This window comes from Streptomyces cyaneofuscatus (genome assembly GCF_042718795.1).
Classification (GTDB): Bacteria; Actinomycetota; Actinomycetes; order Streptomycetales; family Streptomycetaceae; genus Streptomyces; species Streptomyces cyaneofuscatus_A.
On the sequence record NZ_JBHXOX010000001.1, the window covers coordinates 307,298 to 328,676 of the forward strand.

Sequence of the window (21,379 nt, forward strand, 5' to 3'; positions counted from 1 at the left end):
CGTGTCTACTCCTTGAAAGTCGTGTCTTTACGGGGTTCCGGCACGGCGTGGCCCGGCAGGAAGGTGTCATGCCCGGTCTGCGGGCGGCCGAGGGGCGCGGGCGCCCGGGCGGCTCCGCGTACGGGGAGGGGGGCGAGGGTCTCCAAAGGGGCGTCCAGCGCGGTCGGCCCACCGGTGGCACCGCCGTATCCGTCGCCGGTCCCCTCCTCCTGGGCCGTCTGTGCCGTCTGGGCCTCGGCGAGGTCGACACCGCGCCGGAAGGCGGCCATGAGGCCCGGGTCGTGCAGGGCGTGCTCGTCCTCGACGCGGGGCACGGGCGCCTCCCGCAACTGCGGGACGAGGTGTTCCTGGTTGGCCCGCTTGGGGAGTTCAGGGCGGGCGGCGGGCGGCGCGGGCCGGTCGACCCGCTCGGGGACGAGGGCGGCGGGGGCGGGGCGGTCGGCGTGCTCCGGCGCGAAGGCGGCCGGGCCGGGGCGGGCATCGTGCTCCGGCGCGAAGGTGCCCGGGGCCGGGCGGTCGGCGTGCTCCGGCGTGAGGGCAGCAGGGATGGGGCGGTCGGCGTGCTCCGGCGTGAAGGCGGCCTGTGCCGGCCGGTCGAGGGCGGACGCGGCCGGTGCGGGCCGGTCGACCCGTTCGGCGCGCAGCGGGAGGGGCGGCGCCTCACCGCGAGGCCCCGGCATGCGGCTCTCCGGTGCGGCGTGGGCGTGCGAGCCCGGCGCCTGGGCGTCGCGCGGGTGGCCGGCGGGCGCCTGGCCGGGGGACGCTTGTCCGGCCGGCCCGGGGACGGCCTGCGGCTGGGCGGCCCGCACCTGGGGCGGTGCGGGCGGGGCCGTCCGTCCGTCGTCGGCGGGCGGCCGGTGTACGGCTCCGGGCGGCGGTACGGGGGCGGCGCCGGGCGGGGCCTCGGTGTCGGGGTCGGTGCCGAGGAGGGTCTGCGGCAGGACGAGGACCGCCTGCGTACCGCCGTAGATGTTGCTCTGGAGGCGGACCGCGATGCCGTGGCGGCGGGCCAGGGCCGAGACGACGAACAGGCCGATCCGGCCGTCCTGGAGCAGATGGGCGACGTTGACCTGGTCGGGGTCGGAGAGCAGGGCGTTCATCCGGTTCTGCTCGTGGTCCGGCATCCCGAGACCGCGGTCCTCCACCTCCAGCGCGAGTCCGGCGGTGACGCGCTGGACGCGCAGCAGGACCTGGGTGTGCGGGGCGGAGAACACCGTGGCGTTCTCGACCAGTTCGGCGAGCAGATGGATCACGTCGGCGACGGCGTGGCCGCGCAGGGTGCCGTCCATCGGCGGGACGAGCTTGACCCGGGGGTACTGCTCGACCTCGGCGATGGCCGAGCGCAGCACCTCGGTCATGGTGACCGGGTTGCTCCACTGGCGCCGGGAGACGGCCCCGCCGAGGACGGCGAGGTTCTCCGCGTGACGGCGGATGCGGGTGGCCAGGTGGTCGACGTGGAAGAGGCCCTTGAGCAGGTCGGGGTCCTCGACCTCGTGCTCCAGCTCGTCGAGGATCTGGATCTCGCGGTGGACCAGGGACTGGAGCCGCCGGGCGAGGTTGACGAAGACCTCGACCTTCTGTTCGTTGCCCGTGGAACTGAAGAGCTGCGAGGCCTGGACGATCGCGGTGACCGCGGCGTCCTGGGCCCGCCCCATCTCCTGGGCGAGCAGGTCGAAGGCGTCGCCGTCGGGGGCGGGCGGCGGCGGGGGGCGGCGCGGGCCGACGGGTTCCCCGGCCCGGAGCTGCTCCACCACCCGCTGGAGCTCGGCCTGTCCCTGGGCGCTGGCGCGGCGGAGCGTCAGGGCCCGGTCGAGCACGGCACCGGCGACGCGGTGGGCGCCGAGGTAGGCGGCCGCGACGGCGGCGACGGCCAGGGCGGCCGATCCGCCGAGCGCGGCCCAGAGGCCCGGGGACGGGTCGACGGCACCGTCCCGGACAGTGAAGATGACGGCTGCCGCGCCGCTGAGCAGGGCGGCGATGGTGGGAAGCAGCGCGGTGCGCAGCAACTGCGGGCGAATGCGGCCTTCAGGGGTCGCCGGGGTGGCGCGCGGCCTGTTCGGGGCCGAATGGGCGCGTGCGCCGGGGCGGCCGTGCCGCCCGCCCTCGCGGCGGTCCGGTCGCGCGGCGGGTGCGCGAAGTTGAGACATCAGCGTCCTCGGTACGGGGGACCAGGAATCGGCGTTCCTGTCGCCCCTGTCGGCGTTCCTGCGGTGGCACCGACGGTGGTCGGTCCGGCTCGGGTCAGCGGTCGGGCCGGCCCTTGGGTCCAGGAGCCCGCCGTTGATCACCGAGCACACACGGTAGTCGCCATCAACCTGTGTGCGACGGGCAGTTGTGGAACTTGCCCGCCATCCGTCCCGCTCTGGTATGACCTCTCGCACGGGCGCCCGATTACGCCGCCCGGACACCGGCATGGTCCGCCCCGGATCTCCGGACGGGACCACCTTGAAGATGAACACACCGGGGCGGCTACCATATGAGCGCCGCCTAGCTCGAAAGATAAACACGTGACTGTCAATGACGACTCGTTCACCAACTGGATGCACCGCGAGGAGATCGCGGAGTCGATGATCCCGATCATCGGGAAGCTGCACCGTGAGCAGGACGTGAACGTCCTGCTGCACAGCCGCTCCCTGGTGAACAAGTCGGTGGTCAGCATCCTCAAGACCCACCGCTTCGCCCGGCAGATCGCCGGTGAGGAACTCTCGGTCACCGAGACGATGCCGTTCCTGCGGGCGCTGACGACACTCGACCTCGGCCCCTCCCAGATCGACATAGGCATGCTGGCCGCGACGTTCCGCGCCGACGACCGCGGCCTGAGCGTGGAGGAGTTCACCGCCGAGGCCGTCGCCGGGGCGACTGGGGCCAACAAGATCGAACGCCGCGACTCGCGCGATGTCGTCCTCTACGGCTTCGGCCGCATCGGCCGCCTCATCGCCCGCCTCCTCATCGAGAAGGCCGGTTCCGGCAACGGACTGCGGCTGCGCGCCATCGTCGTACGCAAGGGCTCCGGCCAGGACATCGTCAAGCGCGCCTCACTGCTGCGGCGCGACTCGATCCACGGCCAGTTCTCCGGCACGATCACCGTTGACGAGGCGAACAGCAAGATCATCGCCAACGGCAACGAGATCAAGGTGATCTACTCGGACGACCCGACGGCGGTGGACTACACCGAGTACGGGATCAAGGACGCCATCCTGATCGACAACACCGGCAGGTGGCGCGACCGCGAGGGGCTCTCCAACCACCTGCGCCCCGGCATCGCCAAGGTCGTCCTGACCGCGCCGGGCAAGGGCGACGTCCCCAACATCGTGCACGGCGTCAACCACGACACGATCAAGGACGACGAGCAGATCCTGTCCTGCGCGTCCTGCACCACCAACGCGATCGTCCCGCCGCTCAAGGCGATGGCGGACGAGTACGGCGTTTTGCGCGGCCACGTGGAGACCGTCCACTCGTACACCAACGACCAGAACCTGCTGGACAACTACCACAGCTCCGACCGGCGCGGCCGCTCGGCGGCGCTCAACATGGTCATCACCGAGACCGGTGCGGCCTCCGCCGTGGCCAAGGCCCTGCCGGACCTGGACGCGCCGATCACCGGCAGCTCCATCCGCGTCCCGGTGCCGGACGTCTCGATCGCGATCCTGAGCCTGCGCCTGGGCCGGGAGACCGACCGCGAGGAGGTCCTCGACTACCTCCGCAACGTGTCACTGGCCTCGCCGCTCAAGCGCCAGATCGACTTCATCAGCGCCCCCGACGCGGTCTCCAGCGACTTCATCGGCTCGCGCCACGCCTCGATCGTCGACGCGGGCGCCACCAAGGTCGACGGCGACAACGCGATCCTCTACCTCTGGTACGACAACGAGTTCGGCTACTCGTGCCAGGTCATCCGGGTCGTCCAGCACGTCTCCGGCGTGGAGTACCCGACGTACCCGGCACCGGCGTCCTGATCTCCGATGCGGGTGAGGGCCCAGGCACCTGGGCCCTCACCCGGCCGTCACCGCTCCCCGGCCACGTCGAGGTCCCGACGCGCGACGGGCGCGCCGCCCGGGACCGCGTCCGGTGTCGCCGTACGCCACTGCGGGGCCGTCATCGGGGCGGAGACGGCTCGCCACCAGGGGTCCGCCGGGAGCGTTCCGCCGGGTTCGAAGGGCTCCCCCGGCCGGGGGAACGCCGCCGCCTGCTCGGCCTCCTCGGCGGCGTCCTTCGTCCACTCGGCGGGCTCGGCCCAGGCGTGCGGGGCGAGGTTGAAGGTGCCCCAGTGGATCGGCAGCATCACCCCGTGCGGGCGTCCGCCCTGGAGGTCCAGGTGGGCCCGCATCCCCTCGGCGGGGGTCATGTGGATGTCCGGCCAGTACTCCGAGTAGGCGCCGATCTGGATCATCGTGGCGTCGAAGGGGCCGTGCCCGGCGCCGATGTCCCGGAAGCCGGGGAAGTAGCCGGTGTCCCCGCTGTGGTAGATCCGGTGCTCGGGTCCTGAGACGGCCCAGGAGGCCCACAGGGTGTGCTGGTTGTTCCGCAGGCCCCGGCCGCAGAAGTGGCGCGCGGGAGTGGCGGTGAGGCTGATCCCGTTGACCCGCGCGGTCTCGTTCCAGTCGAGCTCGCGCAGCCGGTCGGGGGCCACTCCCCAGCGCTCCAGATGGGCGCCGACCCCGAGCGGCACGGCGAAGACGGTGTCCGTGCCCGCCAGCGCGCGGATCGTCGGCAGGTCGAGGTGGTCGTAGTGGTCGTGGGAGATCACCACCACGTCGACGGGGCCGAGCGTGGCCAGCGGCAACGGCACCGGGTGCAGCCGCTTGGGTCCGGCGAAGGGGAACGGGGAACACCGCTCACCCCAGACCGGGTCGAACAGGACCCGGCGGCCGTCGATCTCGGCGAGCACGCTGGAGTGACCCATCCAGGTCAGCCGCAGCCCTGTGGCGGGCGGTGCGGCCAGATCGGCGAGCGTGGTGGCATGGACCGGAACGGTGCCCGCCGGCGCCCTGCGGATCCGCTGCTCCTTCTGGAAGTAGGTCTTGGCGAATTCCAGCCCTGACCCGGACGGCCTGGTCCGGGCTCCCAGCGGGTTCTGGAACACCCCGTCGGCGAAGTTCGGCGAGTTCAGAATGCGCTGCATCCGCCTTCCCGCCGGATCGGCCCCGAAGGGCTCGGTGCGCATCGAACGCAGTTTCGTACGGAAGGGGACAAAGTAGTCGGCGCCGGTCACAACATCTCCTGGGGGAGTCGGTGTCGTCCCATTATCGTCGGACTGTCCGACAGGGCGAGAAGAGAGCGGTGAACGGGGCAGCGGTCCCGTGGCCGTTCAGCCACGCGACTGCCCGTACACGTGCTCGATATGCAGCGTGAGCAGCACTCTGCGGTCCTCGACCATGGCCCGCCGGTAGTCCTCCCAGTCCGGGTGCTCGCCACGGACGTCGCGGTAGAGCGTGATCAGGGCCTCCACCGTGGCGTCGTCCCGTTCGGCGGCGGGCGGGGTCAGCTCGGCGGTGCCGTCCACGACGGTCCAGGCCCAGCGGTCGTCGCTGGTGACGTGGTAGCTCGCGCGGGGGTCACGCCGCAGGTTGCGCGTCTTCGCCCGGCCCTCGGTGATCGATACCCGGATCACCTGCTCGTCGGGGTAATAGGCGTGGTTGACGTTGGACAGCTGGGGCCGCCCGTCCTGTTTCAGAGTGACCAGCACTCCCCCGTCGTGCTCACCGATGAGGCGGAGCAGCGCTTCCTGTGCTGGTTCGAATGACGTCATGAACGGTCCAACGTGCTTCTCCCCCCGAGGATTCCGGCGCGCCGCGCTGTCCGGGCAGGCGGACCGCGACCACGCGTCGCCGGGCCGTACCCCACATGCCGATCTGCTGTTGGGATGGTTGTCCGCCCGGCGCGCGCCGATCCGGACCTGGTATGGATGTCGCCACGGCGCTCGCGCGGGGTCCCCGCGCGGCCTCGAAGGCACCGAGCCGAACCGGAGACACGATGCTCGACGACATCGGCGTACCGCCCCCGCGAGGTCTCCGATTCGTTCGCCGAGGCGGCCTCCCGGGAGGGGCTGACACTCGTGATCGGCACCGGGTCGGTGGCCGCGGTCAACCTCGGCGGCCTGCTCCACGAACTGTCGTCGGCGCTGCCCGGCTCCACGGCCGTCGGGCCCGCATTTCGTGACCGTGCCGGCCCTGCGCACCTGGGCCGCTGTCCGGTGCTGACCACCGAGACCACCGGCCCCGGCTTCCGGCCGCTGCACGTCTGGCTGACGGACGTCGCCCGGCGGGTGCTGGTCCATCCGGCGTCGGCCGGTTTCCTCGGCCGGGTGGCCGGGGGTCTGGCGACGGACCTGGCCTCCACGACCTACCTGTGCTCGACCGGGCTGCCCACGCTGCTGGCGCCGTCGATGCATCCGCGCATGTGGGGCGGCGATCCGGTCCGCCGGAACGTCCGGCGCCTGCACTGCGCGACGCGCTGGAGGAGGAGGAAATCGACTTCAACCACCTCGCCTCCCTCGCCCCACCCCCTCCCCTCGGCGTCTGTCCGTCCCCCGGCACACCCGCGACCTCCCGGTGCTCGGCGGCCGGCTGACCGTACCGACCGGGCTGCTCGCCCTGGCCGCCCGGCGGAGCCTGGAGACACGGGCCATGGCCGTGCCCGACGTGGCCGGCCGTATCGCCCCCCGCGTCGGGCCCCCGCTGCCCGGCGCCGTCGATGCGGCCGTCGGCGCGTACGGCACGTGGCGCGACCGGTGCGTCGGCGCCGCCCCCGAACAGTGGATGGCCTGGGGCAGCCTCCACCCCGCGCACGCCTGAGCCCCGACCCCCGGCCCGGCAGCCGCCGGGCCACCCGACCGGAACACCGAGATGTGAAGAGCAGACCTTGGACGCACGACGATCCACCGTCATGTCCCGCGCCGCGAACGTGCGCCGGATCGACGCACTGTTCCTGGCCATGGAGACCGACTTCCTCCTGCGGGAGCAGTTCTGCCGGGCGGCGGTGGAGAACGACGGTCAGGAGGTCTTCGCGACCCTGCTGGAGGGGTGTACGGCGGAGACGGGCATCCACGGGCTCACCGACGACCTGCTCCACTACTTCATCAACCTCCACGTCTCGCACACGCTCTGCGGCGACGGGGCGGAAGCGGGGGTGGCAAGGGGGACGGGGAGACGGCGCCGGAACAGGAGAGTGTCGGCATGCAGGCCCGCGGCAGCACCCCGTTCGTCACCGGCATCACCTGGACCACCTTCGTCCACGTCCAGCAGGTGGACGACGAGCACGCGATCAGCGCGAGCTTCGTGCCCCCGTACGCCGCGGTGACCCTCAACGCCCTCGCACGCTACGCGGTCGAGCTCCAGGCGCGCGGCGCCTTCCGGCTCGGGTGACGTGGGTGGGTACGTCATGGGAGGCCGGCCCGCTGGTCGCCCGGGTGAGCGCGGCCGCCGGTGCCGGCCGTACGCGGGAGGCGGCGCGCGTTCTCGGCGACGCCCTGCGGGACCGCCCGCCGGACCAGGCGTCCCGGCGCGAGCTGGTGCTCCTGCTGGCCGCCTCGGAACAGGGGGACGAGGCGCTGCGCTGGTGCGACCCGCCGGGCACGGAGGCCGACGGCCCGGGCGACGACGCCACGGCGTGGTTGCCGGGCGCCATCACGGTGGCCCTGGAACGAGGCGACTTCCCGCTGGCCGAGGGGTGCGCCCGGCTCCTCGCCCGGCTGCGCTGGGACGTCGCCGATCCGGCCCGGCGGTCGGTCGTCCCGCTGAGCGTCCCCAAACTGCGGCACGACATCGACCAGCTGCGCCACCTCCAGGGGCTGGGCGTGCTGGGCCCGGAGTACAGCCGGGTCATCGACTCCTACCAGGCGGTGCACGACCGGCTGGCGGCCGACGGCCCCGACGCCCGGAAGCCCTTGGACACCGAGGCCGACGCGTGCATCGCCCCCACCTACAACCGCCTGCTGCACATCCGGGACACCCCGCGCGTGGCGCGTGCGCTGTCCGACCGCTGGGGTCCCACGGCCGTCGAGGAGCAGTATCTGGCGGACGGACCCGGCGTCGTCTCCGTGGACGACTTCCTCACCGGAGAAGCGCTGGACGAGCTGTACCGGTTCTGCCTGGAGTCGACGGTCTGGTTCGGCAACCGCTACGCCCACGGGCGGCTGGGCGCGCTCATGCAGGACGGGTTCAGCTGCCCCCTGCTCCTGCAGATCGCCGAGGAACTGCGGGACGCCCTGCCGGGGCTCATCGGCGACCGCTACCCGCTGCGCCAGATGTGGGGGTTCAAGTGCGGCCCCGAGGTGCCCGCCGCCGTCACCACCCACGCGGACTTCGCCGCCGTCAACGTCAATTTCTGGATCACCCCGGACGAGGCGAATACCCCCACCACCGCCACCCGCCGGACCACGGCACGACGGGGCTCAGGCCGGCGTGGCGCTCGGCGGCCTTCGCACGCGTACGCGCGAAGCGGTGACCCGGGGCGCCGCCACCACCGGTTGCACCGGAATGGCTCGTCTAGGGTGGGCGCGTGGCAAGAGTCCGGTTGAACGTGGCGGAGCGGCGCGAGGAGATGCTGCGGGCGACGGTCGAACAGATCGAGATCCGCGGGGCCTCCGCCGTGCGGATCGCCGATGTGGCGTCCGCGCTGGGGGTGAGCAACGCGCTGGTGCTCTACCACTTCTCGACCAAGGAGAAGCTGGTCGCCGCCGCCTTCGGGTACGCGGCCGAGGCCGACCTCGCCCATCTGCGCAAGCTGCTGGCCCGGCGCACCTCCGCCGCACGACGGCTGCGGGCAGCCGTACGGTGGTACGCGCCGACCGGGCAGGCCAAGGGATGGCGGCTGTGGATCGAGGGCTGGGCGGTCTCCTTGCGGGAGCCCGCCCTGCGCGAGGTCGCGGGCGACCTCGACCGGCGGTGGAAGGCGGAGCTGGCCGAGGTCATCGCGGAGGGCGCCGCCGCCGGTGAGTTCCGCTGCGAGGACCCGGAGTCGGCGGCCTGGCGGCTGACCGCCCTGCTGGACGGGCTGGCCGTGCAGATGACGTCGTACGTGGGTCCGCTCTCCCGGTCCACGATGCTGCGCTGGACCGACGACGCCCTCGCCCGCGAGCTGGGCCTCGACCACACAGCGCTGACCGGCTGACGCGTCACGTCGGGGGCGGTCACGTCCGGCGCGTCGGACCTGGCGCCTCCGGCCCCGTGCGTCAGACCCGGTGCGTCAGGTCTGGCGCACGGGCGCGTAGGCGGCGCCGTCCAGCCCGAACGTCCAGGCCACCCCGTCCTTGGCGGTCCGTGTCGTGGGCGGTACCCGGAGCCAGTAGGTGCGGTGCGTGCCGTCCGGCTCGGGGGTGGAGTTGACCACCTCGACCATCACCACGTCCTCGTCGCCTTCGAGGGCGATGCGCCAGAGGAGGCCCGTCTCGTCGCGGTGGACGGGCTCGGCACCCGACTCCGTGAGGTAGCGGTCGTAGCCGTAGTACTCCAGCATCACCCGGCGCAGCTCCGCGTTCTCCTCCTCCCGTATGCGCTGCGGGGTCAGCGACGCCAGCTCCGCCAGGAAGGCGGCGGGCACCGGCATGCCGCGCCACGCGTACAGCGCGAACCCGTCCCCGTAGGCGAGGGCCGGTCCTGCCCCGTGGTCGAGCCGGCCCGCCTCGTCGCGGTGCAGGACATCGGGCCGCTCGCTGATCACCACGGCCCTCTCGTACGGCCACCACCAGCCGGCGTTCCGGGCGACCTCGGCCAGGCCGGTGAGCCGGTCGCCGCGCCCGTCGAAGGCGGCGAGCCAGGCGGCGTCGTGCTGCCCGAGCACCGCGTCGAGCAGCACCAGCCGCACCGCGCCCTCGTCCTCCGGCTTGGGCGCCAGATCGGCGACGACACCGGTCCGTATGCGCCCGGCGAGCGCGGCCGTGGTCTCCCAGAGCTGGGCCCCGGTGGCGGACCAGAGCGCGGACCAGCCGGCCGGGCCCAGCTCGTCGTACATCCGGCGGCGCTCCTCGGCCCACGGCCGGGTGCGGACCTCTTCGCGCACCGACCGTCCGGTGTCGGCCAGCTTCCCGACCGCCTCGACGGCCGCCCGGGGTGATGCGGCCCAGACGATCCGCTCGGGCTCGGCGAGTCCCGCGGTGCGGTAGGCGCGCCGCACGCCCTCCTCGGCGGCCGCCCGGTCCGCCGCGCCGGTCGCCGCCGCCACGTCCCGCCAGGAATTCACGTGCTGCATCGGTTGTCCCGTCCCCTGTCGTGCTCGGTTGTTGCGCTTGGCTGTCGTGCTCAGTTGTTGTGCTCAGTTGTCGTGGTCGGTCTGCTGTCGGTCCGTTTGCCGGCCGGATGCCGGTGTCCGTGCCCCGCCGGTCCGCGGGTCCTGGCGCGGTCAGTCCGCGACGATGCGGATCGCGCCGGGCGCGTACTCCCGCTGGCGCACCACCCGGAACCAGCCCTGAGGCAGCGCGATCGTGGCGTGCTCCTCGTGCACCACCCGCCCGCCCTCCGGGAGATGGAGCAGCATCGGTCCGAACGGCCCCGCCTCCCGGATCAGCCGGCCGGGCCCCTGCACCGCGTGTGCGTGCCCGGTCACCTCCCCCAGCGCGAGCACCAGCCGCCCCCGCCCGTCGCGCAGTTCGCCCGGAGCCTTCAGGAAGGGGGCGGGCACCGCCGACTCCTCCAGCGCCACGATCAGTACATCGCCCTGCCGGTACACAGACGTCTCCCCTCGGTCGCGGCACCCGCTGTGCCGGCCACAGGAAAAACGCTACGGGCAGGGTCTGACAACGGGTCCTCACACCGGCTTCGGGCGGTCCCGGTCGCGGCGTTGTCAGTGCGGCTTGATAAACCTTGCGGACATCAGCCGTCCCCAGGACCAGGAGTTCAGTGCGATGTACGGTGCGGAGCATCTGCAAGCGTTCGGCGGCCTTCCCGCTGTCGACTTCCAGCCCAAGGACGATCCGGCCGACCGGCCCGCCGCCGACGATGTGGCCTGGCGCGTCTCCGTCGATCCGTACGATGACGACGACCGGCCCTGGGCGGAGGAGTTCGCCGGCTTCCTGGCCTCGGTCGACCCGGCCGGGGTCAAGGCCCTGATCATCGGCCAGTGGGGTGAGGCGTACGAGGAGGACTCCTCGGTGCCGATCGATCTGGTGATCGCCGCCGCCGACCGGCTGACGTCGCTGGAGGCGGTGTTCGTCGGGGATCTGGAGGCGGAGCAGGCCGAGATCACCTGGATCGAACATTCCGATGTCACGGCACTGCTGGCCGCCTTCCCCGCGCTGACGGAGTTCGGGGTGCGGGGCGGCAGCGGCCTGGTGTTCCCGCCGACGAAGCACGACCGGCTGCGGTCGCTGACGATCCAGGCCGGGGGCCTGCCCGTCCAGGTGGTCCGCGGGGTGCTGGACAGCGAACTGCCCGCGCTGGAGCGGCTGGACCTCTGGCTCGGCGTGTCGGCCTACGAGGGCGACACCGAGGTGGCGGACCTCGCACCGCTGCTCTCGGGCACCCGGTTCCCGCGCCTGCACCACCTGGGCCTGCGCAACAGCGAGGTGCAGAACGAGATCGCGGCGTCCCTCGCGTCGGCGCCGGTCGTCGCCCGGCTCAGGACGCTCGACCTGTCGAACGGGACGCTGGGGGACGAGGGCGCGGCCGCACTCCTGGAGGGACAGCCGCTCACCCATCTCGACGTGCTCGACCTCCACCACCACTTCCTCACCGAGGCGATGGAGCAGCGGGTCCGCTCGGCCCTGGAGCCGCACGGGGTGCGCGTCGACCTGTCCGAGCGGAACGAGCCGTGGGGCGGCCGCGGCATCGAGGGCCGCTACACCGCCGTCTCGGAGTGAGTGCCGTGACCCCCATCCACATCCAGCATCCCGACCGCTTCCACGGTTTGCCGGTCCGCTTCCTGGCGCCGCCGTCCGGAACGGACCCATCCCCAGCGCTTCCCGACGCCGACGCGGTGGCCTGGCTGCTGGGATGCGGCTACGACGAGCGGACGGACTTCGCCGCCGTGTGGCAGCGGTTCCTCGACACGGTCGACACCACGCGGGTCCGGGCGCTCCTGATCGGCCCCTGGTGGCATCAGGAGTACACGCCGTTCGCCCCGGTGATGGAGCTGATCGTCGCCCACGCGGAGCGTTTCCCGGCCCTGCGCGGGCTCTTCCTCGCCGATGTGGTGGGCGAGGAGTGCGAGGTGTCGTGGCTGCGGATGTGCGACATCACGCCGGTGCTCGAAGCGCTGCCGCTGCTGGAGGAGTTCACGGTACGGGGCTGCGGCCAGGAGGGCCTGGCCCTGCGGCCCATCCGTCATACGGCGCTGAAGACGCTGCGCTTCGAGTCCGGCGGGCTGCCCGGCGATCTGGTGCGGTCGGTCGACGCGAGCGAACTGCCCGCGCTGGAGCGGCTCGACCTGTGGTTCGGCAGCTCGTGGTACGGGGGCGACGCCACGCTCGCCGACCTCGGGCCGGTCCTGTCGGGCGGCACGTTCCCCCGGTTGCGCCACCTGGGCCTCCAGAACAGCGAGATCCAGGACGAGATCGCGGCGGCCGTGGCGTCCGCTCCCGTCGTGGCCCAACTGGAGACCCTCGCGCTCTCCATGGGCACTCTCAGCGACACGGGCGGCGAAGCCCTGCTGAACGGGCAGCCGCTCAACCACCTCTCCACGCTCGACCTGCGCCACCACTACCTCACCGGCCCGGTGCTGGACCGCATCAGGGCCGCGTGCGCCCCGGCCGTGGTCGAGGGCGGCGAGGCCGAGGAGGACTACGCGGACCCGGACGAGGAACCGGAGCGCTATGTCGCCGTCAGCGAGTAGCCCCGGGGGCCCGAAGGCCCCGCGCTTCGCGGTCGTGGGCAATCCGGAGAACCGCCGGGTCGCCTTCTTCCGGGAGGCCGTGCGGGCGGCCGGGCTGGAGCCCGCCCGGGTGGTGTCCTGGCTCCAGGTGCTGGGCGGCGAGGCGGAGTTCGAGCCGGGCGAGACCGTCCGGATCGACTCGCCCGGCGAGGACGCGGAGGTGGAGCGGCTGCTGCGCGGGGTCGACGATCCGACCCGGGTGGAGGGGTCCGCGCGGTGGTACGCCGGGTTCCTCTCGGCGGTCGGCGAGGTGACACGGGCCGCCTCGGCGGCCGGTGCCGAGGTGCTCTCCTCCCCCGGTGACCTCGCCGCGCTCTTCGACAAGCGGCTCTGCCACGCCCTGCTGGAGGACGCGGGGGTGCCGGTGCCCGCCTCGCCCACCTCGGGGCCACAGGCGGCCCAGGTGCGGGGCTGGTCCGACGTACGGGCGCTGCTGCGGGAGCACCGGATGCCCCGGGCGTTCGTGAAGCTCGCCCACGGCTCCTCCGCCTCGGGCGTGCTGGCGGTGGAGACCGCCGGGCCCGGCCGGGTCCGGGCGAGCACCTCGGTGGAGCGGGACGCCCAGGGGCGGCTGTTCAACTCGCTCCGGGTCCGCCGGTACACCACGGAGGCGGAGGTGGGCGCGCTCGTGGACGCGCTCGCCCCGGACGGTCTGCACATCGAGCGCTGGCTGCCGAAGGCGTCCCAGCGCGGGCGGGCCGCCGATCTGCGGATCGTGGTGGTCGGCGGCCGGGCCACCCACGCCGTCGTCCGCACGAGCCTCTCCCCCATGACCAACCTCCACCTCGGGGGCGCCCGCGGCGATCTCGACGAGGTGCGGGCCGCCGTGTCGGCGGTGGGCGGCTGCTGGCGCGAGGCGCTGGCGATCTGCGAGCGGGCCGCCGCCTGCTTCCCCGGGACGCTGTGCGTGGGCGTCGACCTGCTGCCCGCGGCCGGCTGGCGGCGCTTCGCCGTCGGTGAGGTTAACGCCTTCGGTGATCTGCTGCCCGGGCTGACCGGTCTGCCGGGCAGCGGCGCCGAGGGGCTGGACACCTATGCGGCACAGGTCGCCGCCGTACTGGACCGAACGAGGAACGACCATGCCGTCACATCTCCCTGACCACCGACGACCTGACCACCGACGACCTGACCCCTCCCGGCCTGACTGCTCCCGGCCCGATATGGCCGAGGTCGTGGGCAGCCACGACCTCCTGCTGGTCACCCTGGACACCCTGCGCCACGATGTCGCCGCCGAGCTGGCCGCCGCCGGGCGCATCCCGAACCTGGCCGCCCATCTGCCCGGCGGCGTATGGGAGAAGCGGCACGCGCCGGGCAGCTTCACCTACGCCTCGCACCAGGCGATGTTCGCCGGGTTCCTGCCGACGCCCGCCGCCCCCGGGCCGCACCCGCGCCTGTTCGCGGCGCGGTTCGCGGGCAGCGAGACGACGGCGGACGGCACCTTCGTCTTCGACACCCCGGACCTGGTGTCGGGTCTGGCCGCCGAGGGCTACCGCACGGTGTGCGTCGGCGGCGTCGGCTTCTTCAACCGGCAGGGCGCGCTGGGGTCGGTGCTGCCGGGCATGTTCCAGGAGAGCCACTGGGAGCCGGAGTTCGGTGTCGCGTCACCGACCTCGTTCGAGGAGCAGGTGACCCGGGCCGAGCAGGTGGTGGCCGAACTCCCCGAGGAACAGCGGCTCTTCCTCTTCGTCAACGTGTCCGCGCTGCATCAGCCGAACTGGTTCCACACTCCGGGCGCGACCCGCGAGGCGGGCGACTCCCGGGCCACGCACGCGGCCGCCCTGGAGTACGTCGACCGGCACATCGGCCGGCTCTTCGCCGCCGCGAGCAGCCGCCGCCGGTGTTTCGCCATCGTCTGCTCCGACCATGGCACCACCTACGGCGACGACGGCTACACCGGCCACCGGCTCGGCCACGAGGCCGTCTGGACCGTGCCGTACGCGCACTTCTTCCTCGAACCGCCCGCACCGCCCGAACCGGGGGCCTCCTGATGACCACCAGCACCACCACGGCGACAGCCATGCCCGCCGTCAGGCCGTACGAGAGCTACGTCTACGCCTATCCGCACAAGACGGCTTACCGCCCCCTGCCGGAGCGACCCGCGCTGCGCGAGCTGTGGGCGGCGGAGCCCAAGTACGCCCTCTCCCTCTACCTCCACATACCGTTCTGCGAGGTCCGCTGCGGCTTCTGCAACCTCTTCACCCGGATCGGCGCGCCCGAGGAGCTGACGACCCGCTATCTCGACGCGCTGGACCGGCAGGCCGTGGCCGTACGGGACGCGCTCGGCGACGAGGATCCCGTGCGGTTCGCCGCGGCGGCGTTCGGGGGCGGGACGCCGACCTTCCTGACGGCGGGTGAGCTGGAGCGGCTCTGCGACATCGCGGAGAAGCGGATGGGCGCCGACCTGCGCGCGGTGCCGCTGTCGGTGGAGACCTCCCCGTCCACCGCGACCGCCGACCGGCTCGCCGTGCTGGCCGACCGGGGGACGACCCGGGTCAGCATCGGCGTACAGAGCTTCGTGGACGAGGAGGCACGGGCCGCCGTCCGGCCGCAGCGCCGGTCCGAGGTGGAGGCGGCGCTCGGTCGCATAAGGGACGCCCGGATACCGGTGCTCAACATCGACCTGATCTACGGCATCGACGGCCAGACCGAGCGCACCTGGCTCACCTCCCTGGACGCCGCGCTGGCCTGGCGGCCGGAAGAGCTGTACCTCTACCCGCTGTACGTCCGCCCGCTGACCGGCCTGCACCGCCTGGGCGCCGGCGGGATCGGCCCGGAGGCGGAGGCCCTGGAGCAGGCCGCCTGGGACGAGCAGCGGCTGCGGCTGTACGCGGTGGGCCGGGACCATCTGCTGGCGCACGGCTACGAGCAGGTGTCGATGCGGATGTTCCGGCGCGCCGGCGCACCCCGGGAATCACAGGACGGCCCGGAGGACTACGCCTGCCAGACCGACGGCATGATCGGGCTCGGCTGCGGGGCCCGTTCCTACACGGCGGCCCTGCACTACTCCTTCGACTACGCGGTCGACATGCGGGAGATCCGCTCCATCATCGACTCCTTCACCGCCACCGAGGACTTCTCCCGGGCCGAGGTCGGCCGGTATGTCGACGCCGCCGAGGCCCGCAGGCGCCACCTCCTCCAGTCGCTGCTCCAGGCGGCGGGCCTGCCCCTGGACGGCTACCGCGCCCGCTTCGGCACCGACCCCCGCGAGGACTTCCCCGCCGAGCTGGAGCGGTTCGCGGCCCGGGGTTGGCTGGACCCGCACGCGCCGGAAGGTCTCCTGCGGCTCTCCCCGCTGGGCCTGGCGCACTCGGACGCGCTGGGGCCGGTGCTGTTCTCCCCCGGGGTGCGGGCCGCGATGGCCGCGTACGAGCGGAAGTGAGCGGGCCGTGGACCTGACGATCCTGTACCGGGGCCCACTGGCCTCGTGCGACTACGACTGTCCGTACTGCCCGTTCGCCAAGCGGCGCGACAGCAGGGCCCGATTGACGTCCGACCGCGAGGCACTGGAGCGGTTCACCACATGGGCGGCGGCGCGGACCGGTGACCGGCTCTCCGTGCTGTTCACGCCGTGGGGCGAGGGCCTGGTGCGCTCCTGGTACCGGCGTGCGCTGACCGAGCTGTCGCACCTTCCGCACATCGGCCGGGTCGCCGTCCAGACCAACCTCAGCGGCCGCACCACGTGGCTGGCGGACGCCGATCGGGAGCGGATCGCGCTCTGGTGCACGTACCACCCGGGGCAGACCCCGTACGAGCGGTTCCTCGGGAAGTGCCGGGAGCTGACCGCTCAGGGCATCCGCTACAGCGTGGGCGTGGTGGGGTTCGACGAGCACCTCGACGAGGCCCGGCGGCTGCGGGCCGCGCTGCCCGGGGAGGTCTACCTCTGGGTGAACGCCGCCGAGGGGCACACGTACACCGACGAGGAGGCGGAGCGGTGGACCGAGCTGGATCCGCTCTTCCCCTACAGCCGCCATCCGCACCGCTCGGCGGGGCTGCCCTGCCGGACGGGTGAGTCGGTGATCTCGGTGGACGGTGACGGCACGGTGCGGCGCTGCCACTTCGTCAAGGCGGAGCTGGGCAACCTCTACGACGGCAGCTATCGCGCGGCGCTCGGCCCTCGGGGCTGCCCGCTGGCCGTGTGCGACTGCCACATCGGCTATGTGCACCTGGAGACACTGCCGCTGTACGACGTGTTCGCGGGCGGCGTCCTGGAGCGGATACCCGCCGGGTTCGGCGCGGGCCAGGCGCCGGGCGGATCCGTGGCCCCCGGCCCTTCCCGGCGTACGCTCCCGCTGCTCAGCCCCTGATCCCCGGACCTGTTCCCTACAGCGGCAGCAGATCCGGCCGCTTCGCCTCGACGTGGTCGCCGGACGACTCGCCGCGCAGCCGCCGGCCGATCCACGGCACCAGGTACTCCCGCGCCCACTGGACGTTGTCGCGCCGCGCGTCGAAGGGCGTGCGCTGGGCCTGCGGCGGCCAGGGCTGGTCCGGGTCGGCCGGTACGTCGTGGCCGAGGACCTGGGCGGCGCGCAGCGCGACCCGGGTGTGGCCCTCGGGCGACAGGTGGAGCCGGTCGGCGTCCCACGCGCGCCGGTCCTGGACCGAGCGCAGCGACCACAGGTCGAGCACGGGGCACCGGTAGCGGTCGGCGATGGCCCTCAGGTGCACGTTGTACGTGGCGATCTTGCCGCGCATGTGGCGCAGCACCGGAACGCCCCGGGTGTCGAACCCGGTGGTGACCATGACGGTGCCGACCGCCCGGGTCAGGTCCGCGACGGCGCGCTCGAAGCGCTCGGCGAGATCGTCGGGGTCGGCGCCGGGCCGGATGATGTCGTTGCCGCCCGCGCAGAAGGTGACCAGGTCGGGGGCGAGTTCCTTGGCTCGGGGAAGCTGCTCCGCGACGATCTGGTCGAGGAGGCGTCCGCGTACGGCGAGATTGGCGTAACGGAAATTGCCGTGCCGGGTCTCGTCCGGGTTCGTCGCCGCGTCGGGGGCGGGGAGCCGGTCGGCGAGCAGAACCGCGAACCGGTCCGCCCAGCCGACGAGGGTGCCGTCGGGGCCGGGATCGCCGACGCCCTCGGTGAAACTGTCCCCGATCGCCGCGTACGACCCGATGATGTTCTGCTGCTGGGTTCTCGAATCGTCTGCCACAAGCCCATATCCTGCACCGTTCAATGTGACCTACGCGACCGTAATACGGGGTTGACGGGTGGTGAGATAGACCACCCGGTCAGTTTTCGGTAAAGCCGGAATAAGTGGAGGGGCGGTGCGCCGCCGCGCACCGCCCCTCGTTCACTTCTTGCCGCCCTCGGGTCAGAGGGAGACGCCGTGCTGCCGCAGGTAGGCGACCGGGTCGACGTCCGAGCCGTAGCTCGGGCCGGTGCGGACCTCGAAGTGGAGGTGCGGGCCGGTGGAGTTTCCGGTGGAGCCGGAGAGGCCGATCTGCTGGCCGCCGGTGACGGTCTGGCCGGCGGAGACGCTGAGCGAGGACTGGTGGGCGTACTGGGAGTACATGCCGTCCTCGTGCTTGATGACGACCTCGTTGCCGTACGAACCGCTCCAGCCGGCCGAGACGACGGTGCCCGGGCCGATGGCCTTGACGGGGGTGCCGGAGGCGGCCTGGAAGTCGGAGCCGGTGTGGTAGCCGCTGGACCAGCTCGAGCCGGAAGCGCGGTACTGGGTGGTGACGTTGGCGTTGTCCAGCGGGGCGGTCCAGCCGGAGCCGGTGGACTCGGACGAGCCGGTCTGCGTGGAGGCGCCCGACTCGGCGGCGGCGTCGGACTCGTCGGCCGAGATGGTGTCGGCCTTCGGGGCCGGCTCGGCCTTCTTCGGGGCGGCCTTCTTCGGCGCGGCGGCCTTGGGGGCGGCCTTGGGCGCCGGGGCGGACTTCTTGGCCTCCGAAGGCGCGGCGGTGCCGGTGGCCTTGGCGCCGAGGGTCAGCTTCATGCCGGGGAAGATCAGGCTGGGGTTCTCACCGACGGCCGAGCGGTTGTCCTGGTACAGCTTCTGCCAGCCGCCCTTGACCTGGTGCTCGGCGGCGATCTTCGCGAGGTAGTCGCCGGAGACGACGGCGTACGTCTTCGGGGCGGCCTTCTTCTCGGTGGCGGGGGCGGCCTGCGATGCGGCCTGCGGTGCGCTCTGGGCGGCGGCGGGCTTGACGGCGGGGGCCGCCTTCTCCGCGGCGTGGGCGCCGGTGGCGCCGAACAGCGGGAGCGCGAGTACGGCGCCGCCGGTGCCCGCGGCGAGGACGCCGCGGTGGATCGGGCCGGACTTGGGACGGCGGTGCTTACCCTTTGCGGGCATGGGGAAGTTCCTCTCCGGCGCCTGCGAGGTGAGCTGTCGGGTTCGGGCTGGAGATGCCCGGTCGCCGGCTGGCGACTTCACCCCGAGCCGGTCCGGATCGCTCCGGGCCGGCGGCTTACCTGGTTCCCCCGCTCCTGCCACACGTGAGTGGGTGGGTGCGAATTCCGGGCGGCGGCAGGATTAGGCGGTCCGTCCGGATTGACGGTGACCGTAAACGAGTCGGGACGACAGGAACAAGCCGTCGGTTCCGCCCCGGAATCACCGATTCAATTTCGCTCCGGATTTCCCGTCACCCTCCGTGGATTACGGATCTTGGCTTTCCTTACGGATCCAGGGAAAACACCTGGGAGCCGCCGCCACCGTCCGTCACGGATATGATCCCGCTCACCTAGGGATTCCCATCTCCCCCATTAGCGGGGCATGTTCTGCGAAATGCACCAATACGGACATGCCGTCGGCGCGAGCCCTGACACCTCGTCAGCCTGCCGATGATTGCCCCGTGAACCGATGTCGTATCGTCACAGGAGCGCCCTCGCCGGAGAGCCGCGCCGACGTCAGAGATTCCAGGAGCCCCCGTGACGCAGCAGGTGCCACAGGTCCCGCCGACCGAGACCGCACTGACCGGAGTCCGCAACTTCCGTGACGTGGGCGGACTTCCCACCACGGACGGCCGGCACACCGCCTTCGGCCGGCTCTACCGCAGCGGCCACCTGGCGCACGCCACCGCCGAGGACGCCCTCTTCCTCGGCGGACTCGGACTGCACACCGTCTTCGACTTCCGCAACTCCGCCGACCACCAGCTCGACGGGTACGACATCGAGCTGACCGGTGTCCGGAATGTCAGCATTCCGCTCTCCGACCCGGCCGACGGCGCCGAGTTCTGGCGGCTGGTGCGCGACGGGAACATCGAGCAGTTGCGCTCGATCCTGGCCAACGGCAAGGGCACCGAGCGCATGCTCACCATGTACCGCTCGACCATCGTCGACCGCACCGCCGAGCACAGCCGCGTCCTGCACGCCCTGGCGGAGGACAGCGTGCCGGCCCTGATGCACTGCGCGGCCGGCAAGGACCGGGCCGGTCTTTCGATCGCGATCTCGCTGCTCGCGGTGGGTGTCGAGCGCGAGGCGATCGAGGCGGACTACCTCAAGTCCAACGACCCGCACCGCCGGTACAAGGTGAAGCGCGCGGACATGTCGGAGACCGGGATGTCCCCCGAGGTGCTGGAGCTGCTGAACCCGCTCTTCGGTGCGCAGGCCTCCTACCTCGAAGCGGCGTTCGCGGCGATCGACGACACCTGGGGCACGACCGACCGCTACCTGGCGGAGGGGCTGGGCGTCTCCCCCGAGACCCGGGAGCGGCTTCGCGAGCGCCTGCTCGACCAGGGCTGAGCGGCTATTCGGCGCCTGCCACCACGAAGAGCAGGTAGAGGAAGGCCGCGATCACGTGGCCGACCACCAAATAGGCGAAGAGCCGGATCACCAGGCCGCGCGGCATCCGGCGCTCCTGCGTGTCCTTGGCGGCCTTCGGGCGCCTCGGGGTCAGCGGGTCGTAGTGCTCGGAATCGGACATGCCGGTCCTCTCTGCCGGCCTCGCGGCCGGGGGGAACGAAGGGGTCAGCGCGCGTGGAGCGCGTTGCCGAGGCAGAGCTCGGCCGCGGGGCTCTGGAGCAGGGAGTGGACGAAGAGCAGCTCCGCCCCGCCCCGGTCCAGGGCCGCGATCCGGTGCGGGGTGAGCGAGTCGAAGTGGGCGCTGTCGCCCGGGTCCAGATCGTGCACGGTCTCCCCCAGCGCGACCCGCAGCCGCCCGCCGAGGACGTACAGCCACTCCTCACCGGGGTGCACCCGCACCAGATCGCCCTGGGCGCCGTACGGGACCCGGACCCGCAGCGCCTGCATGGCGCGGCCGGAGCCGCCGGCCCGGCGGTACATCCAGCCGTCCGCCTCGGCGCCCTCGAAGGCGCCGCCGCGGATGACCGCCTCCCGCTCGGGCGGCTTCTCGCCGAGCAGCTCGGAGACCGTCGTACCGTAGATACGGGCGAGGCCGAGCAGCATGGGCAGCGAGGGCTGCCGGCGGCCGGTCTCCAGCCGGGAGAGGTGGGCCGGGGAGAGTCCGGCCCGCTGGGCGGCGGTCTCCAGGGTGAGACCGCGGCCGCGCCGCAGGTCGCGCAGTCGGGGGGCGACGCCGGGGAGCTCGTCGGCCGCCGGTTCGTCCGGAGGGTTCATGGATCCATTGGGCCAGGAACTTTCCTCCCGGGCAAATAAATTGCCCGGGAGGCAAA

The 21,379-nt window shown here is 72.6% G+C and carries 21 protein-coding genes, 1 pseudogene and 1 riboswitch; of the genes and pseudogenes, 13 read left to right on the forward strand and 9 right to left on the reverse strand.

The window, feature by feature from the left end; all coding sequences use genetic code 11:
• Nucleotides 1–5: 5 nt before the first annotated feature.
• Nucleotides 6–2,147, reverse strand: a complete 2,142-nt coding sequence (locus tag ACFWRT_RS01330; protein WP_380948947.1) for a sensor histidine kinase — start codon at nt 2,145–2,147, stop codon at nt 6–8.
• Between the two features lie 360 nt (nt 2,148–2,507).
• Here ACFWRT_RS01330 and ACFWRT_RS01335 point away from each other — a divergent pair, with 360 nt between their 5' ends.
• Complete coding sequence (locus tag ACFWRT_RS01335) at nt 2,508–3,953, forward strand: glyceraldehyde-3-phosphate dehydrogenase (RefSeq protein ID WP_380948948.1); 1,446 nt, start codon at nt 2,508–2,510, stop codon at nt 3,951–3,953.
• A gap of 47 nt (nt 3,954–4,000) precedes the next feature.
• Here ACFWRT_RS01335 and ACFWRT_RS01340 read toward each other — a convergent pair whose 3' ends face one another.
• A complete protein-coding gene (locus tag ACFWRT_RS01340) occupies nt 4,001–5,209 on the reverse strand; it encodes an MBL fold metallo-hydrolase (protein ID WP_380948949.1) in 1,209 nt (402 codons plus the stop codon).
• 96 nt (nt 5,210–5,305) lie between these two features.
• Nucleotides 5,306–5,746: a PPOX class F420-dependent oxidoreductase gene (locus ACFWRT_RS01345; RefSeq protein WP_356447923.1), complete on the reverse strand. Its 441-nt coding sequence runs from the start codon at nt 5,744–5,746 to the stop codon at nt 5,306–5,308.
• A 156-nt stretch (nt 5,747–5,902) separates the two neighbouring features.
• Between ACFWRT_RS01345 and ACFWRT_RS01350 the strand changes: the two are divergent.
• From ACFWRT_RS01350 to ACFWRT_RS01370, 5 genes and pseudogenes are all read left to right on the forward strand, one after another.
• A pseudogene (locus tag ACFWRT_RS01350) lies at nt 5,903–6,424 on the forward strand (flavoprotein); the annotation flags it as partial.
• A gap of 124 nt (nt 6,425–6,548) precedes the next feature.
• A complete protein-coding gene (locus ACFWRT_RS01355; protein ID WP_380949018.1) occupies nt 6,549–6,791 on the forward strand; it encodes a hypothetical protein in 243 nt (80 codons plus the stop codon).
• Nucleotides 6,792–7,172: 381 nt separating this feature from the next.
• Nucleotides 7,173–7,361, forward strand: a complete 189-nt coding sequence (locus ACFWRT_RS01360; RefSeq protein WP_380949019.1) for a hypothetical protein — start codon at nt 7,173–7,175, stop codon at nt 7,359–7,361.
• A gap of 5 nt (nt 7,362–7,366) precedes the next feature.
• On the forward strand, nt 7,367–8,515 hold the full coding sequence (locus tag ACFWRT_RS01365; RefSeq protein ID WP_380949020.1) for a hypothetical protein: 1,149 nt from the start codon (nt 7,367–7,369) through the stop codon (nt 8,513–8,515).
• Nucleotides 8,497–9,108 carry a TetR/AcrR family transcriptional regulator gene (locus ACFWRT_RS01370; protein WP_380948950.1) on the forward strand — a complete coding sequence of 204 codons (612 nt, stop codon included), beginning with the start codon at nt 8,497–8,499 and terminating at the stop codon, nt 9,106–9,108. Before ACFWRT_RS01365 ends, ACFWRT_RS01370 begins: the two co-directional genes overlap by 19 nt.
• 75 nt (nt 9,109–9,183) lie before the next feature.
• On the opposite strand, the gene ACFWRT_RS01375 is transcribed toward ACFWRT_RS01370, so the two are convergent.
• Nucleotides 9,184–10,185 (reverse strand): DUF6745 domain-containing protein, encoded by a 1,002-nt coding sequence (locus tag ACFWRT_RS01375; protein WP_380948951.1) that lies wholly within the window; start codon nt 10,183–10,185, stop codon nt 9,184–9,186.
• 150 nt (nt 10,186–10,335) lie between these two features.
• Nucleotides 10,336–10,662 carry a hypothetical protein gene (locus ACFWRT_RS01380; protein ID WP_073876098.1) on the reverse strand — a complete coding sequence of 109 codons (327 nt, stop codon included), beginning with the start codon at nt 10,660–10,662 and terminating at the stop codon, nt 10,336–10,338.
• A 175-nt stretch (nt 10,663–10,837) separates the two neighbouring features.
• On the opposite strand from ACFWRT_RS01380, the gene ACFWRT_RS01385 reads away from it, so the two are divergent.
• The 6 genes from ACFWRT_RS01385 to ACFWRT_RS01410 all read left to right on the forward strand — a co-directional run bounded on the left by ACFWRT_RS01385 (nt 10,838) and on the right by ACFWRT_RS01410 (nt 17,105).
• On the forward strand, nt 10,838–11,791 hold the full coding sequence (locus ACFWRT_RS01385) for an STM4015 family protein (protein ID WP_380948952.1): 954 nt from the start codon (nt 10,838–10,840) through the stop codon (nt 11,789–11,791).
• A 5-nt stretch (nt 11,792–11,796) separates the two neighbouring features.
• Nucleotides 11,797–12,762, forward strand: a complete 966-nt coding sequence (locus tag ACFWRT_RS01390; RefSeq protein WP_380948953.1) for an STM4015 family protein — start codon at nt 11,797–11,799, stop codon at nt 12,760–12,762.
• Nucleotides 12,743–13,900 carry an STM4014 family protein gene (locus ACFWRT_RS01395; protein WP_380948954.1) on the forward strand — a complete coding sequence of 386 codons (1,158 nt, stop codon included), beginning with the start codon at nt 12,743–12,745 and terminating at the stop codon, nt 13,898–13,900. The genes ACFWRT_RS01390 and ACFWRT_RS01395 overlap by 20 nt, the downstream gene beginning before the upstream one ends.
• Nucleotides 13,901–13,961: 61 nt before the next feature.
• Nucleotides 13,962–14,789, forward strand: a complete 828-nt coding sequence (locus tag ACFWRT_RS01400) for an STM4013/SEN3800 family hydrolase (RefSeq protein WP_380948955.1) — start codon at nt 13,962–13,964, stop codon at nt 14,787–14,789.
• On the forward strand, nt 14,789–16,180 hold the full coding sequence (locus ACFWRT_RS01405; RefSeq protein WP_380948956.1) for an STM4012 family radical SAM protein: 1,392 nt from the start codon (nt 14,789–14,791) through the stop codon (nt 16,178–16,180). The genes ACFWRT_RS01400 and ACFWRT_RS01405 overlap by 1 nt, the downstream gene beginning before the upstream one ends.
• A gap of 7 nt (nt 16,181–16,187) precedes the next feature.
• Nucleotides 16,188–17,105: an STM4011 family radical SAM protein gene (locus ACFWRT_RS01410; protein ID WP_380948957.1), complete on the forward strand. Its 918-nt coding sequence runs from the start codon at nt 16,188–16,190 to the stop codon at nt 17,103–17,105.
• 16 nt (nt 17,106–17,121) lie between these two features.
• On the opposite strand, the gene ACFWRT_RS01415 is transcribed toward ACFWRT_RS01410, so the two are convergent.
• Nucleotides 17,122–17,949, reverse strand: coding sequence for an SGNH/GDSL hydrolase family protein (locus tag ACFWRT_RS01415; RefSeq protein ID WP_380948958.1), 828 nt, complete (start codon nt 17,947–17,949; stop codon nt 17,122–17,124).
• A gap of 162 nt (nt 17,950–18,111) precedes the next feature.
• A complete protein-coding gene (locus tag ACFWRT_RS01420) occupies nt 18,112–19,101 on the reverse strand; it encodes a M23 family metallopeptidase (RefSeq protein ID WP_380948959.1) in 990 nt (329 codons plus the stop codon).
• Between the two features lie 3 nt (nt 19,102–19,104).
• Nucleotides 19,105–19,265: riboswitch (cyclic di-AMP (ydaO/yuaA leader) on the reverse strand.
• A gap of 411 nt (nt 19,266–19,676) precedes the next feature.
• Here ACFWRT_RS01420 and ACFWRT_RS01425 point away from each other — a divergent pair.
• Nucleotides 19,677–20,489, forward strand: coding sequence for a tyrosine-protein phosphatase (locus ACFWRT_RS01425; RefSeq protein WP_380948960.1), 813 nt, complete (start codon nt 19,677–19,679; stop codon nt 20,487–20,489).
• A gap of 4 nt (nt 20,490–20,493) precedes the next feature.
• Here ACFWRT_RS01425 and ACFWRT_RS01430 read toward each other — a convergent pair whose 3' ends face one another.
• Nucleotides 20,494–20,670, reverse strand: coding sequence for a DUF6126 family protein (locus ACFWRT_RS01430; protein WP_018513253.1), 177 nt, complete (start codon nt 20,668–20,670; stop codon nt 20,494–20,496).
• 44 nt (nt 20,671–20,714) lie between these two features.
• Nucleotides 20,715–21,323: a helix-turn-helix domain-containing protein gene (locus tag ACFWRT_RS01435; RefSeq protein WP_380948961.1), complete on the reverse strand. Its 609-nt coding sequence runs from the start codon at nt 21,321–21,323 to the stop codon at nt 20,715–20,717.
• Between the last annotated feature and the right edge of the window lie 56 nt (nt 21,324–21,379).